The following is a 13631-nucleotide window of genomic DNA, read 5'->3' on the forward strand; positions in this document are numbered from 1 at the left end:
CGCCCACACACACCATGTGACACGCAAGCGTGAGACATCGCCACCACTATACGGCTCCCAACCCAACCACCACCCCGACACGCTTTTCAACTGAACACAGCGGCTGACACCCCCAACAGCCCCCCAAGGTTCTTTGGGTCGGTGGCCACAGCGGAGGAGACACGCCCGGCATCCATCCCGAACCCGGCAGCTAAGCCCTCCAGCGCCCCAGGTACTGCACCCCCACGGGTGTGGGAGACACGGACACCGCCGACCCAACCCCCCAAGACCGGCCCCACCCCCACCAGGGTGGGGCCGGACTCATACCCAACCCCGAAAACCCGATTGCCCGGGGACCGGATACTGAAGATCATGCCGGTATGCACGTCGAACGCCACGACTCGTTCGCTTCCTTCCGGGAAACCGCCGAACGGTTCTACCGGGCCGATCCCGTACGGCACACCATTCCCGTGACGGTTCTGGCCGCGGCACGCAGTTACGAAGCAGGCACCGCTCCCGTACTGCTCACCCTGCACGAGGATCGAACCGTGCTGGGTGCTTATCTCCGCACACCACCTTTCCCCGCGCATGTCGGTGCACTACCCGAAGCGGACGCCGCGGAACTCGTTGCCGCGCTGTGCGAACACGATCCGGAGCCCGGAGCCCTGCTCGGCCCCACCGAACAGGTCGATCGGTTGGCGGCTGAATGGTGTCGCGCTACCGGAGCGACCCGCGAACTCCGGATACGACAGCGACTCTACGAATTGCACACCCCGGAATTCCCCACCGAAGTAGGGGGTGAAGAACGTGCTTTCTTCCACTCCGATCTTCCCTGGCTGGCGAACTGGCGAGCGGAATACGCCCGTGACGCCGGGGACGTCGGAGTCGGTACCGACGCATCGGAGCGGGAACTGCGGTCCTTCTTGGACAGCGGCCGGGTTCCGGTGCTCTGGTCCGCCGGTGGCCGCCCGGTGGCGATGGCCTTCCACAGCACGCCGAAGTACGGGATGTCCCGGATCGGACACGTCTACACCCCCGCGCGGTTCCGCCGTAACGGATACGGAGCGGCTGTCACGTTGGCGGCTGCCCGGCGAGCCGTCGCGGCGGGCGCGGAGCGGGTCGTACTGTTCGCGGACCTGGCCAATCCCACTTCGAACTCCGTATACCGGCGCATCGGTTTCCGGCCGGTGCACGACACCGACGAGATCGTGCTGCACCGGCTGTGACTCGGATCGCTCCCGTTCGTATCCTGGCAGCTATGACCGGAGTGCGGATTCTCGTGGTGCAACCGTCCGAAAACCTCCCGCTCGGCATGCTGGGGGACTGGTTCGTCGAACTAGGGGCCGAGCTGGAGGTGCGCGATCCGCATCGGGAGGAAATCCCGGAGACGGCGGGGGACTACGCCGGGCTGGTGGTACTCGGCGGTGAGACGAACGCCGGAGCCGATCTCGAACACCCCTGGCTGAGTTCGGTGCGGAAACTGCTCAGCACCGCCACGTCGGCCGGGATCCCGGTGCTGGCGCTCGGCCTCGGAGCACAGCTGCTGGCGATGGCGACCGGTGGTCGAATCGCCACCCGCCGCGACGGCCCTGAAGCAGGGACGTTGCTGGTGGCGAAGCGGGACACCGCGGCCGAGGACGTGCTCGTCGGCCCGCTGCCACTCACCCCGGATGTGTTCCAGTTTCACCGGGACGAGATCAGTACCCTCCCTCCGACCGCTCAGCTGCTGGCGGCCTCCCCCAAGGGTGAGAACCAGGCGTTTCGAGTCGGGTCGCGGGCCTACGGTTTCCAGTTCCACGTCGAGACCACCCCCGAAGTGGTACGTGGCCTGGCCGAAGCGGATCCGGAGTTGGCGGCAGCGGCCCGCGGCGGCCAGTTCGACGCCGAGCATCTCCGTGAATTCCACGCCGATCTCGCGGAGACCTGGCAGCCGGTGGCGCGGCGGTTCTACGAGCTCGCCGCCACTCCCCCGGAGGAACGAACCACCACCCGTTCCCTGCCACTGGCCTGATCGAACTCCTCCAGCGGGATCCCGGAACGCGCTGCCGTCACGCACTGTCGTCCCGCCGCCCTGCCGGGCACGGTTCCGCTGGAGCACGAAGCCGATTCGCGATCCGGTGTGCAACAACGGTCACGACGGGATCCCCGCCGACCGTCGCTTCGGATTACGGTACGGACATGGCCCAAGCCAACTGGCAGCGCTCCGGGGCGGTGCCGTCCCCCGCGCGGTACGGATTCAGCGACGTCGAACGAGCCGAGACCCAGCTCCGCGCGGCGGGTTGGTGGGGGGACAACGGCCCGCTGCCCGAGACGGAACCGGTGCTGGAGACCCTCTCCCGCACGCCTGATCCCGATCTCGCCCTGCACTCCGTGGATCGGCTGCGTGAGTCGTCCGAAGCGGAATGGACGGAACTCGAGCGTCGGCTGTCCACCGAGTCGGAACTGCGAGCCAGGCTCCTCGCCACCATCGGCTACTCGAGCGCGCTGGCCGACCACCTGGTCGCGCACCCCGCCGACTGGCGTCGCCTGGCGGGTGACGACATCCGGCAGCGCGGTGTTCGGGAATTCAGCGCCGAGCTGTTGCACAGCGTCGGAGCGATGACCACTTCCTCACCGGAAAGCGGAATCCCGGAGCTTCCGGTGGCCACGGTGGACAGCAGTACCGCGGTGACCCCGCTTCGCGCCGCCTACCGCGGACTGCTGCTGGAGATCGCCGCCGCCGACCTGGCCGGATCCGTCGATCCGAGCATCACCGCTCCCTCGTACGAGGAGATCACGGGCAGGCTCTCCGACGCGGCGGTCGCCGCGTTGCGCGCGGCATGGGCGGTGGCCGCCTCCGAGCTTTCCGGGCAGTACACACCGCGCCTCTCGGTGATCGCGATGGGCAAGTGCGGCGGCAGGGAACTGAACTACGTCAGCGATGTCGACGTCGTGTTCGTGGCCGCTTCGGAGGAGGACGTCGCACCGGCCACACGGCTGGCGAGCACCCTCATGCGCGTCGCCGGGGCCGCCTTCTTCGACGTGGATGCCGCCCTCCGGCCGGAGGGCAAGGCCGGGGCGCTGGTGCGCACGCTGGAAGGACATCTGAGCTACTACCGTCGCTGGGCCCGCACCTGGGAGTTCCAGGCGTTGCTCAAGGCGCGCCCGGTGGCGGGCGACACCGAGCTGGGCGAGCGCTACTCGGAGGCGGTCCGGCCGTTGATCTGGACGGCCGCGGAGCGGGAGGACTTCGTCACCGACGTGCGCTCCATGCGGCAACGCGTCGAACAGCACGTCCCCGTCGAGCAGACCGATCGCGAACTCAAGCTCGGCAGGGGCGGACTGCGCGACGTGGAGTTCGCGGTGCAGCTGTTGCAGCTGGTGCACGGCAGAGGGGACGAGCACATCCGGTCTCGGTCCACCATGACGGCGCTTCGCTCGTTGGGCGAACGTGGGTACGTGGCCCGCAGCGACGCCGGTGCGATGGCCGATTCCTACGCCTTTCTGCGTGGAGTGGAACACCGGTTGCAGCTGCGCAGGTTGCGACGCACCCACCTGTTCCCGCCCTCGACGGAGCGGGCCACGCTCCACCACCTGGCGCGCGCGCTGGGGATGCGTTCGCAGGGCAGCCAGGAAGCGGCCGACGTGCTGCTCGGTGAGTACCGCAAACAGGGCAACCGGGTGCGCAGGTTGCACGAGAAGTTGTTCTACCGGCCGTTGCTGGAGTCGGTCGCGAAGGTGCCCACCGAGGCGTTGCGGTTGACCACCGGGGCAGCGGTTGATCGGTTGGCAGCGTTGGGCTACACCTCCCCGGAGGGGGCGTTGCGCCACATCGCGGCGCTGACCTCGGGGATGACGCGTCGTGCCAGCATCCAGGGCACCCTGCTGCCGGTGCTGCTGGACCTGCTGGGACGAACTCCCGATCCGGACGGCGGGCTGTTGGCATACCGCAACGTTTCCGAGGCGCTCGCGGACACCCCCTGGTATCTGCGGTTGTTGCGGGACGAGGCAGTGGTCGCCGAACGGCTCGCCTTCCTGCTGGGAACCTCGAAACTGGTTCCCGAGTTGCTGGTACGCGCTCCCGAAGTGCTTCGGCTGTTGGCCGACACCGCGGAACTGTCCGAACGGGATCCGGCGGAGGTGGCCGGTTCGCTGTGCAGCGCGGTGGCGCGGCACAGCGAACCGGAGCGGGCTGCCTCGGCGGCACGTTCGTTGCGCAGACACGAGTTGCTGCGTGTGGCGGCGGGAGATCTGCTCGGGGTGATCCAGCCGCACGACGTGTTCGCCGCGCTCTCGACGGTGTGGGTGGCGGTGTTGCAGGCCACGTTGGACGCCGCTGTCCGTGACGTGGCGGCCAGGTCGGAGTGGTCGGCTCCCAACGGTGGGGTCGCCGGTGCCGCACGGCCCGCCAGGATCGCCGTGATCGGGATGGGCAGGCTGGGAGGTGCCGAACTCGGCTACGGTTCCGACGCCGACGTGATGTTCGTCTGCGAGCCGGTCGAGGGAGCGGACGACAGTACCGCCGTGCGGTTCGCGACCGCTGTGGTCGAGCAGGTGCGCAGGCTGTTGGGCAAGCCGAGTCAGGACCCGCCGTTGGAGGTGGACACCGATCTACGACCGGAAGGAAGGTCGGGACCGCTGGTCCGGACGCTGGACTCCTATCTGAACTACTACCGGAGGTGGGCTCAGATCTGGGAAGCCCAGGCGTTGTTGCGGGCGCGTCCGGTGGCGGGGGATCCCGAGCTGGGGGAGAGGTTCCGCTCCGCCGTGGACCCGATCCGATATCCGGAAGGTGGACTGGACGCGGGCAGGGTACGTGAGATTCGACGTATCAAGGCGCGGGTCGATGCCGAGCGGTTGCCGCGCGGTGCCGATCCGACCACCCACACCAAGCTGGGGCGTGGCGGACTGGCCGATGTGGAGTGGACGCTGCAACTGTTGCAGCTGCGTTTCGCCCACGAGTTCCCCGAACTGCGCACCACCTCGACGGTCGGTGGGTTGCGCGCAGCTGCCGGTGCCGGACTGCTGACCGAAGAGGACGTGGCGACCCTGGAGAGCGCGTGGACGCTGGCCATGCGGGCGCGTAACGCCGTGATGCTGGTTCGGGGAAAGGGAAGTGATCAGCTTCCCAAACACTCCAGGGAGCTCAACGCGGTCGCTGCGGCGTTGGGCTATCCGAGCGGCTCGGACTCCGGTCAGGTGATGGACGACTACCTGCGCGCGACCCGGCGTGCCAGGAGCGTGGTCGAGCGGGTCTTCTACGAGGACGTGCTGAGTTGACCGGGGTTTCCGGGGGCGGGAGCCCGACAGGTTGCTGTCTCCCACCGGTTCTCGTCACCGTCGACCGGGCGGGTGGAAAGCTCGACCAGCGGATCGGACGCGCTGCTCCGAATGCCGGAATAAGATCGCGACGAAACGTCGTTGCAGAGAGCATGAAGGCTATCGCGCTCACCGAATTCGGCGAACCCGACGTTCTTTCGTACCAGGAGTTGGACGATCCGCTGGTCGGTCCCGACCGAGTGCTCGTCGAGACCAGGGCGGCGGGAGTGAACCCGGTGGACTGGAAGATCCGCCGCGGTTACCTGCGCGGTCTCTTCCCGCACCACACGCCGTTGATCTCCGGTTGGGACCTCGCGGGCGTGGTCCGTGCCGTCGGGCCCGCCGTAACCGAGTACAAACCCGGTGACGAGGTCGTGGGCTACGTGCGCGAGGACCACGTGCAGCACGGCACCTATGCCGAGCTGGTCGCCGCTCCGGTGCGCACCCTGGCCCACAAACCGGGCGCGGCGGACTTCACGCAGGCGGCGGGACTACCGCTGGCCGGACTCACCGCGCTGCAGATGCTGCAGGCGGTGGAGACCGGCACCGACGATTCCGTGCTGGTGCACGCCGCGGCAGGCGGTGTCGGGCACCTCGCGGTGCAGATCGCGTTCGCGCTGGGGGCGTCCCGGGTGATCGGTACCGCCTCGGAACGCAATCACGACTTCCTGCGCGAGCTGGGAGCCGAGCCGGTCACCTACGGACCGGGGCTGCAGGGGCGCGTCGCCGAGCTCGTCGGTGGTGACGGCAAGGTCGACACCGCGGTGGACATGGCCGGTGGAACCGCGCTGCGCGAAACCCCGGAGATCCTGCGGGACAGCTCGCGGCACGCTTCGGTGGAGGATCCCGAGACCGTGCTGCAGCAGGGCGGGCACTACGTGTTCGTCCGGCCGGACACCGAGGACCTGACCTGGTTGAGCAAGCTGATAGATCGCGGTCAGCTGCGGGTGGAGGTGCAGCGCACCTTCCCGCTGCGCGACGCCGCCCAGGCGCACGAACTGCTGGAGCAGGGCCACGTGCGGGGCAAGCTGGTGCTCACCGTCGACTGAACCGAGGCCACCCACCCGTGAGAGTGCGTCGGGCGCGGTGCCGTGCTCGTGAAGCCCGCGCCGCGCCCGACGTCGATGTACTCCCACCTCTCGGTTGTCCTCCGTGGGTGGGCTGCTGGGCCGAGCCCGGTGATGATGGTGCTTGTTCGGTGCCTGCCGCACGCGTTCAGCGGCAGGCCGAGCACCAGCGCTCGACGTCACGGATGCCGAGCCGTTCCCCGATCCCGTGGCAGCGGCTCACGCGGTGTCTCACTGCTCCGGTCCGCTGCTGTGATTGTGCTCGCTCTCGGGCGCTCGGCGGTCGACGTGGCGCCGTTGTTTTTCGTACGCGCCGTGCAGGAGATCAACCAGGGTGGCCATGGTCCGTTCCGCCGGGTTCACGACAGCCACCCAGCCGCGAGCACCGTACACGGGATGGGGCATGAACACGTCCGATTCACCGAATTCTCGCGATTTCTTGTCGCTCGAGTCGAAGTCGCGGGGGGTTTCGCCGGTGAGCTCGGTGAATGTCGACCGGCCGACATCGACATTCACGCGGTATCGGTCCGCTGCCCCCAGGTTCGACGACGGCTCGCCGGGATAGTCCTTCGTGACGATCGTGGCGAACGGCTGGTGGTGCCGCGGGATTCGCCCGTCCGGTGAGTAGTAGAAGAAGTGATCGCCCCAGGCGATCTCGGGAAACTCGCTTCCCGCACCGGGTGCGAGCTCGAGGAGTCCTTCGAATTCGCGGACCGCGCTGAGGATGTGGTGCATACTCATGGTTCGAGCGTGGCATTGAAGTGCTTGTGGAGGGTTCGACCGCTGTGAATGCTTCTGGGGGGCGCCGGGGGAGTCTCAACACCTCCGCCGTTGCCGCGGCCGCGGGCTACTCGCCTCAGCAGGTCCGCGAGCTCGAACGGCTGGGAGTCATCCCGGCTGTCCCTCGAGCTGTGAACGGATACCGTGAGTTCTCCAGCGTCCATCTGCTCGCGCTGCGCACCTACCGCAACCTGGCCGTCGCCATTGGCCCGGTGGAGGCGAGAGATGTTCTTCGGCGAGTGCCAACCCTTCCCACCGACGAGGCGGTGGCGCTGATCAGTTCTTTGCACGGCAAGCTCGTCCGTGCGCGGGAGGACGCCCTCGAAGCCCAACGAGCGCTGCTGTCGATACGCGACGAAGCCGTGTACGACTCCGAAACCGGTGCGGCGGACACCATGACGATCGCGGAACTGGCCACGGCCCTCGGCGTCCGCACATCGACGCTGCGGTTCTGGGAACAAGCCGGATTGGTGTCCCCGGAACGCGTGACCAGTCGCAGCGTTCGCCGATATCCCTTGTCCGCGATCCGAGAGGCTCGCATCACCGCCGCGCTACGCGCAGCGGGTTACCGGATCCCCGATATCCGCAAAACCATGCACGACATCCGAGAGCTCCACGAGATCGACGACCCGATCGCGGCACTACAAGCCAGGATCGACGTCATCGCGCAGCGCACACTCGCCCTTCTCACAGCAGGCACCGATCTCACGGAAATCATCCGGAACGGCTAGCCCTCCATGGTACGACTTCCGCGCCGAACAGGCGGCGAGCGGAACAGCACACGACAGAGGGGACCCGCCGCGGCGGGCCCCCTCGTGTCACGCGGTGCGTCGGTCGATCACACGTCGAAGTACATCGCGAACTGAGACCAGGAGCTTTCGAGCTGGCCCGCTTTTGGGCTATGCATGTTCTGACCTGGTGTGATGCGTCGCTCTGTGTTGGCTGACGTTGAGTGATTTCGATCGTTTCGCGGACTATTCGCGGACTGTCCATTAAGGATCAATCGACGGATCTCGCCACCTGATCGCGTTCCCGCTATCCTCGGTGCGTACCTCTTCGCGGAGGTTTTGCCCCCGCTCGACGGGCCGGGGGTTCGGAGAAGAACCCCCGCATGGTCGACGAATCACCGGACAATGAGTCCCAATCTCCGGTGATCACGATTAACTCCGGGCCGTCTGCTGGGTAGCCTTGCACATGTGGAGTCGGATATCGGTCGCAAGCTGCGCCAGATCCGGCACGTGCGCGGCAAGTCCTTGTCCGTGGTCGCCGGATTGGCGGGTATCAGTGCTAGTTACTTGTCTCGGCTGGAGTCCGGTGAACGTGCCCTCGACCGCCGGTCTCTGATCACTTCTCTTGCCGAAGCTCTGGAAGTCGCCCCCACCGAACTCACCGAGTCCACACTCGGCGGCGCGGGTGAGGCGAACGAGGATGGGCAACTCAACGAAGTGCGACTCGCCCTTCTCGGCGCGAGCATCGGCGAACCACGCGGCCAAGTATGGCCCGTGGCGGGGTTGAACGATCGGCTGGCCGCGTTGCTCAGCGCTCAGCAGGCATGCCGACACGCAGAGGTAGGACAAGAGCTGCCGGGGTTGATTCGAGATACTCACGAAACCCTGCGTGCTGGCAAGCATGATGGCGCGGTATTGCGCTCTTTGGTCCTGTTGCACGTTCAGGGAACGCAGGCCTGGTTGCGGGACGTTGGTGCTTCCCTCGATCTCGGCTGGCAGGCGGCCCAACTCGCGCAACAGGCGGCACACCACTTGGACGAGCCGCTCATGCTCGGCGTAGCGGGCTTCGGGGTATCGCACGGGCTCATGGCGGCCGGGGCGTTCGACCTGGCCACCGACACGCTCAAGGCTGTTTCACCGGGAACGGCGACTTCGGAAGACATGCAGTTGTCCGGGATGTTGGCCTTTACCAACTCCCTGTTGGCTGCCGCGGCTGGGCGAACGAACGAACGTACCCCGCCGTTGGAACATGCGGCTGAACTTGCCGAACGGACGGGGGAGGCCAACGCGCTGTGGTTCGGTTTCGGTCCTTCGAATGTCGCCGTGTGGCGCATGGCCGTTGCCCTGGAATGCGGTGAATTCATCGAGGCCGCCCGTCTGGGCGCGAGCGTAGATCCGAGAATGATCCCGTCTCCGACCAGGAAAGCAGCGTACTGGGGCGATTACGGTCGTGCGCTGGCACGGATACCAAAGCAACGAGAAACGGCGGTGCGGGCTCTTCGCACGGCGGAACGAATCTCGCCCCCACGAGTACACAAACACCCGTTCACTCGTTCCACCCTCGCTGAGCTACTGCTCAAGACCAATCGCGACGCGGTGGGACGCGAACTTCGTGGTATGGCCTACCGAGCAGGACTTCACGTGTAACCCATTCGAGTGGGTTTGCCACTGTGTCAAAGCCGCGTCCTTCAATCTCCATAGCGTCGCTTCGATTACTGGAGGTGACGCTATGCGAGAGCCCGTGTTGGTGCGGTGCAATACCGTTGAGCACGACGGCACCGAATCACTACAGCTGTCGGTCGAGGGTGGTCGGCTGACGATCATCACTCCCACCGTCTACAACCGCACCCGGTGGAGTGCCGAGCAGGTGCGCCAGCTGCGCGACACGTTGACGAGGCTGTTGGGCCAGTTGCCGGGCGGGGGTGGTGTCCGGTGAGTCAGCCGCATACGCAGTTGGCGACGTTGCTGCGGCGTTGTCAGTGGATGGTGGACGAGGCGGCCTACAAGCTCGGCGGCAAGCGGCTTCCGGCGGCCGATCGGCAGGGGCTGGCCGAGGCGTTGGACGAACTCGCGGCCGCGCTGCGTGAGTACCGCGACGCTCCCACCGACACGGATGCGGACGAAGGGGAGCCGCCCACGATCGTGGACCCGGAGTCGTGACTGTGCGAAGGGGCCGGCCCTATCTTGGCCGGCATGGTTTCCGCCCCTGCCGGCTGTCGGGGCACGTGCCCGTGTTGTCCGGTGATCTCGCGGCGCCGGGGCCGCCCACCATGTCCCGGCCGGGCGGTGATCGGCACGCCACCGGCAGCGGGCCGGTCGTGTCCGGCTGGTCGCGTGACTCGGGCACTCTGGCCCGCGTGTTGGAGGGGCTGCGGCGGCTGTGACAGCGGCTCTCACGGATCGCTGAGTGGGCCATAGAGCGACGATTGCGCCCCGGTTGGTGTGATGGGGCCGGGGCGTTCCCTGACTCATGCCGGGGGTGGTGGGGGCACGCGATGGCGGCGGCGTTCGTGCATCTCGAATCGCAGTCGGGTCACGAAGTCGTCTAGGTGTGCTGTTCGGGGAGGTTGTGTATGCGGCTGGCGGGGGTGGCTCTTCTCGACGAATGTGGAGATGCCGCCACCGGTGCCAGTTCTCGGCCCACACGGCCTCCTGTCACTGGCGCGACATGCGGCTGAACTCGGCTTCCCGGGCCAGCGCCAGCAACAGTCCCACCGAGACGGTGATCTCAGGCTTCGGGCATATCTCCGTGAGATCCACCGTGGTCACCCGCACCCGGTAGGCACGCCAGGGGCAGCACCGAGCGGCCTTGACCACGGGTGCGCTTGCCCACCGGTGGACGCTGTGCAGGTGGGTTGCCGCGGAACGGGCACCGGGCTGCCAGGCTCTACCGGGACCGGCCCGGAGCCGGAGCGAACGCCACGGCCCGGGCAGTTGCCGCATCGACTTCGGTCGTACTCACCGGTTCACCTCCCGGTGAGCGACCAGCGCCATCTGAGCCAAGTGCGCGGACAGCGACAGCATCTCGTCGACGCTGAGACTTGTGAGCGCTTCGCGGCGGTTCACGTCGATGTACCCCACCGGGCCGAGGTCCGGGTCCTGGAGCAGTTCGACGTTGGCTTCGCTTCCACAGAGCGTGGTGCTCTCCCGGTAAAGCTGTCGTATCTCCGGGTCGTTCTGGAGTATCACCGAGTGCCTGTCTGCCCCGGCGGCATCGGCCGAGGTGGCAGCCTGCGCGGCAAGCTCCCGGAGCTGCCCCGGAGTGAGGCCGGACAGCACCCGGTCACCGACGTACACGCTGCCGGTGCACCGAGCGTCCGCGGTGCCGTAGACCGCCGACCCCACGGCCGCGCCATCGGCGACGCGCTCGCCGTGCTTCATCAACTCGGCTTGCTCATTGCTGGTGTTTTCGGGGTTACTCACTTCCTGTGAGGTCATAGCAGGACCTTTCTCGTAGGCGGTGCCGAATCCTTGTTGGGGCACAGGGGGCGGCACCGCTTTTCATGGCTGTACTGTGTCGAACTCACGCGGCATCACCGCTGTTCGCGCATAGTTCCGCATCGAACCGTTCGATTTCGACTGGTGAGTACAAGACGCGCTTATCGGCTTTGATTCCGTGCGATCCGTAGCCGATCGTTCGTCAGTGCTGGACGGTCGACGGGGCTGTGCGGTAGAGCTCGGCTACTTCGTTCGTTATGTGCTACCGCTGAGGGACCTCGGGTGTGTTCGCCTCGTTCCGCTGCGGTTGCTGTGTCCAGAGCCGTGCTCTTGGGGCGAAACTCGCCCGCCGTGCAGTATCCGGAGGAAGAGTTGAAAACGGAGATGTCGCGCACGACGGTGCCGATCGCGGACACACTCGTGAAGGTCCTCTCCGAGCAAGTACGGCGCTGGCCTGGCGAGACGGTCCTGACGGCCGGAGAAGGTGAGCAGGTGGGGCCGTGGAAGATCGAACGGGAAGTCCGCCGTGTCCGCAAGCATGTCGCGTGCTTACCGGGGGATTTCCGGTTTCAGGATCTCCGTCATTACTTCGCGAGTCTACTGATCAGCTCGGGCGCGGACGTGAGAACAGTCCAGCGTCGTCTTCGCCACGCTTCGGCGAAGACGACGCTGGACGCTTACGGACACTCGGGGCCGGACACCGAGGAATCCACACGGACCGCTGTGGAAGCTGTGATGTCGGCCGAGTTCGGAGATTTCGCGGACTCCGTGCGGACTCACGGATCTTGACTTGATGGAAAAACCAGGTCAAGCCCGTTCAGTCGATCACACGTCGAAGTACATCGCGAACTCGTGCGGGTGCGGACGCAGCCGGATCGGGTCGATCTCGTTCTCCCGCTTGAGCGAGATGAAGTTCTCCAGCAGGTCCTCGGTGAACACGCCGCCTTCCAGCAGGTACTCGTGGTCGGACTCGAGGTTGTCCACCGCGTCGCTGAGGCTGGAGGGAACCTGCGGCACGTTCTTGGCCTCTTCCGGCGGCAGCTCGTAGAGGTCCTTGTCGATCGGGTCCGCGGGCTCGATCTTGTTGCGGATGCCGTCCAGGCCCGCCATCAGCATCGAGGCGAAGCCGAGGTAGGGGTTACCGGACGGGTCGGGGCAGCGGAACTCTACGCGCTTGGCCTTCGGGTTCGTCCCGGTGATCGGGATGCGCATGCAGGCCGAGCGGTTCCGCTGCGAGTAGACCAGGTTCACCGGCGCCTCGAAGCCGGGCACCAGACGGTGGTAGGAGTTCACCGTCGGGTTGGTCAGCGCCAGCAGGCTCGGGGCGTGGTGCAGGATGCCGCCGATGTAGTACCGCGCGGTGTCCGACAGTCCCGCGTATCCGGACTCGTCGTGGAACAGCGGCGAGCCGCCCTGCCACAGCGACATGTGGCAGTGCATACCGGAGCCGTTGTCACCGAACAGCGGCTTCGGCATGAAGGTCACGGTCTTGCCGTGCCGCCAAGCGGTGTTCTTGATGATGTACTTGAACAGCTGCAGGTCGTCGGCGGCGTGCAGCATCGTGTTGAACTTGTAGTTGATCTCTGCCTGGCCGCCGGTTCCCACCTCGTGGTGGGCCCGCTCCACCTCGAACCCGGCCTTGGCGAGCTCGGTGCTCATCTCGTCGCGCAGGTCGGCGTAGTGGTCGTACGGCGAGACCGGGAAGTAGCCGCCCTTGTAGCGGGTCTTGTAACCCAGGTTTCCGCCGTCCTCGGCGCGGCCGGTGTTCCACCAGCCCTCGATCGAGTCGACCTCGTGGAACGAGGAGTTCGCGTCCTCGGAGTAGCGCACCGAGTCGAAGATGTAGAACTCGGCCTCGGAGGCGAAGAAGGCCGTGTCGGCGATGCCGGACTCGTTCAGGTACTGCTCCGCCTTGCGGGCGATGTTGCGCGGGTCACGGCTGTAGGGCTCCAACGTGAACGGGTCGTGCACGAAGAAGTTGAGGATCAGCGTCTTCTCGATCCGGAACGGGTCGATACGAGCCGTGTACGGGTCGGGCAGCAGCAGCATGTCCGACTCGTGGATCGACTGGAAACCACGCACCGACGAACCATCGAAGGCCAGACCCTCGGTGAAGGTGTCGTGGTCGAACGCCGAAGCGGGAACGGTGAAGTGCTGCATGACGCCCGGCAGGTCGCAGAACCGGACATCGACGAACTTCACGCCCTCGTCGGAGATGAAGCGTAGGACCTCGTCTGGATTCTTGAACACCCTCGATGGCTCCTTCACGCATTGGTGCCGCTCACCGGCCATTCCTCGTCGCCGGCTCGTGAACGAGGCTAGGGGGGCGGTGTTGCCCGGT

Annotated in this window: 14 protein-coding genes and 1 rRNA gene; 11 read left to right on the forward strand and 4 right to left on the reverse strand. The window is 66.6% G+C overall.

Annotated features, from left to right (window positions below; translation table 11 throughout):
• The first annotated feature begins 137 nt into the window (after window positions 1-137).
• From rrf to BM150_RS11455, 5 genes are all read left to right on the forward strand, one after another.
• Window positions 138-255 (forward strand): 5S ribosomal RNA (rrf, locus tag BM150_RS11435).
• A gap of 104 nt (window positions 256-359) precedes the next feature.
• Window positions 360-1205, forward strand: a complete 846-nt coding sequence (locus tag BM150_RS11440; protein ID WP_092926974.1) for a GNAT family N-acetyltransferase — start codon at window positions 360-362, stop codon at window positions 1203-1205.
• Between the two features lie 32 nt (window positions 1206-1237).
• Window positions 1238-1990: a type 1 glutamine amidotransferase gene (locus tag BM150_RS11445; RefSeq protein WP_092926976.1), complete on the forward strand. Its 753-nt coding sequence runs from the start codon at window positions 1238-1240 to the stop codon at window positions 1988-1990.
• Window positions 1991-2157: 167 nt separating this feature from the next.
• Window positions 2158-5238, forward strand: a complete 3081-nt coding sequence (locus tag BM150_RS11450; RefSeq protein ID WP_092926978.1) for a bifunctional [glutamine synthetase] adenylyltransferase/[glutamine synthetase]-adenylyl-L-tyrosine phosphorylase — start codon at window positions 2158-2160, stop codon at window positions 5236-5238.
• 152 nt (window positions 5239-5390) lie between these two features.
• Entirely contained in the window at window positions 5391-6326 is a 936-nt protein-coding gene (locus BM150_RS11455; RefSeq protein WP_092926980.1) for an NADP-dependent oxidoreductase, read from the forward strand.
• Window positions 6327-6575: 249 nt separating this feature from the next.
• Here BM150_RS11455 and BM150_RS11460 read toward each other — a convergent pair whose 3' ends face one another.
• Window positions 6576-7085 (reverse strand): DUF6194 family protein, encoded by a 510-nt coding sequence (locus tag BM150_RS11460; protein WP_092926982.1) that lies wholly within the window; start codon window positions 7083-7085, stop codon window positions 6576-6578.
• Window positions 7086-7255: 170 nt separating this feature from the next.
• Between BM150_RS11460 and BM150_RS11465 the strand changes: the two genes are divergently transcribed.
• The 5 genes from BM150_RS11465 (at window position 7256) to BM150_RS24120 (ending at window position 10236) form a co-directional block, all read left to right on the forward strand.
• Window positions 7256-7855, forward strand: coding sequence for a MerR family transcriptional regulator (locus BM150_RS11465; protein WP_217641592.1), 600 nt, complete (start codon window positions 7256-7258; stop codon window positions 7853-7855).
• A gap of 465 nt (window positions 7856-8320) precedes the next feature.
• Window positions 8321-9499 (forward strand): helix-turn-helix domain-containing protein, encoded by a 1179-nt coding sequence (locus tag BM150_RS11470; RefSeq protein ID WP_092926984.1) that lies wholly within the window; start codon window positions 8321-8323, stop codon window positions 9497-9499.
• A gap of 82 nt (window positions 9500-9581) precedes the next feature.
• The gene (locus BM150_RS11475) at window positions 9582-9788 is read left to right on the forward strand and encodes a hypothetical protein (protein WP_139219517.1); all 207 of its coding nucleotides are present in this window, start codon (window positions 9582-9584) and stop codon (window positions 9786-9788) included.
• The gene (locus BM150_RS11480; RefSeq protein ID WP_139219518.1) at window positions 9785-10012 is read left to right on the forward strand and encodes a hypothetical protein; all 228 of its coding nucleotides are present in this window, start codon (window positions 9785-9787) and stop codon (window positions 10010-10012) included. The genes BM150_RS11475 and BM150_RS11480 overlap by 4 nt, the downstream gene beginning before the upstream one ends.
• 74 nt (window positions 10013-10086) lie before the next feature.
• Entirely contained in the window at window positions 10087-10236 is a 150-nt protein-coding gene (locus tag BM150_RS24120) for a hypothetical protein (protein ID WP_175496788.1), read from the forward strand.
• Between the two features lie 271 nt (window positions 10237-10507).
• On the opposite strand, the gene BM150_RS11485 is transcribed toward BM150_RS24120, so the two are convergent.
• Together BM150_RS11485 and BM150_RS11490 are read right to left on the reverse strand one after the other, a co-directional pair.
• A complete protein-coding gene (locus tag BM150_RS11485) occupies window positions 10508-10795 on the reverse strand; it encodes a hypothetical protein (protein WP_092926988.1) in 288 nt (95 codons plus the stop codon).
• A 15-nt stretch (window positions 10796-10810) separates the two neighbouring features.
• Window positions 10811-11290: a hypothetical protein gene (locus tag BM150_RS11490; RefSeq protein ID WP_092926990.1), complete on the reverse strand. Its 480-nt coding sequence runs from the start codon at window positions 11288-11290 to the stop codon at window positions 10811-10813.
• 351 nt (window positions 11291-11641) lie between these two features.
• On the opposite strand from BM150_RS11490, the gene BM150_RS11495 reads away from it, so the two are divergent.
• Window positions 11642-12079: a tyrosine-type recombinase/integrase gene (locus BM150_RS11495; RefSeq protein ID WP_092926992.1), complete on the forward strand. Its 438-nt coding sequence runs from the start codon at window positions 11642-11644 to the stop codon at window positions 12077-12079.
• Window positions 12080-12115: 36 nt separating this feature from the next.
• Here BM150_RS11495 and glnA read toward each other — a convergent pair whose 3' ends face one another.
• The gene (glnA, locus tag BM150_RS11500) at window positions 12116-13540 is read right to left on the reverse strand and encodes a type I glutamate--ammonia ligase (protein ID WP_092926994.1); all 1425 of its coding nucleotides are present in this window, start codon (window positions 13538-13540) and stop codon (window positions 12116-12118) included.
• Between the last annotated feature and the right edge of the window lie 91 nt (window positions 13541-13631).

It is taken from the genome of Actinopolyspora alba, from assembly GCF_900112765.1.
GTDB lineage: Bacteria > Actinomycetota > Actinomycetes > Mycobacteriales > Pseudonocardiaceae > Actinopolyspora > Actinopolyspora alba.

Excerpts from the sequence above, each read along its gene's own strand:
- BM150_RS11490 (WP_092926990.1), bottom strand. The coding sequence starts at position 11,290 with ATGACCTCACAGGAAGTGAGTAACCCCGAAAACACCAGCAATGAGCAA.
- BM150_RS11440 (WP_092926974.1), top strand. The coding sequence starts at position 360 with ATGCACGTCGAACGCCACGACTCGTTCGCTTCCTTCCGGGAAACCGCC.
- BM150_RS11475 (WP_139219517.1), top strand. The coding sequence starts at position 9,582 with ATGCGAGAGCCCGTGTTGGTGCGGTGCAATACCGTTGAGCACGACGGC.
- BM150_RS11460 (WP_092926982.1), bottom strand. The coding sequence starts at position 7,085 with ATGAGTATGCACCACATCCTCAGCGCGGTCCGCGAATTCGAAGGACTC.
- BM150_RS11485 (WP_092926988.1), bottom strand. The coding sequence starts at position 10,795 with ATGCGGCAACTGCCCGGGCCGTGGCGTTCGCTCCGGCTCCGGGCCGGT.
- BM150_RS11445 (WP_092926976.1), top strand. The coding sequence starts at position 1,238 with ATGACCGGAGTGCGGATTCTCGTGGTGCAACCGTCCGAAAACCTCCCG.
- BM150_RS11450 (WP_092926978.1), top strand. The coding sequence starts at position 2,158 with ATGGCCCAAGCCAACTGGCAGCGCTCCGGGGCGGTGCCGTCCCCCGCG.
- BM150_RS11455 (WP_092926980.1), top strand. The coding sequence starts at position 5,391 with ATGAAGGCTATCGCGCTCACCGAATTCGGCGAACCCGACGTTCTTTCG.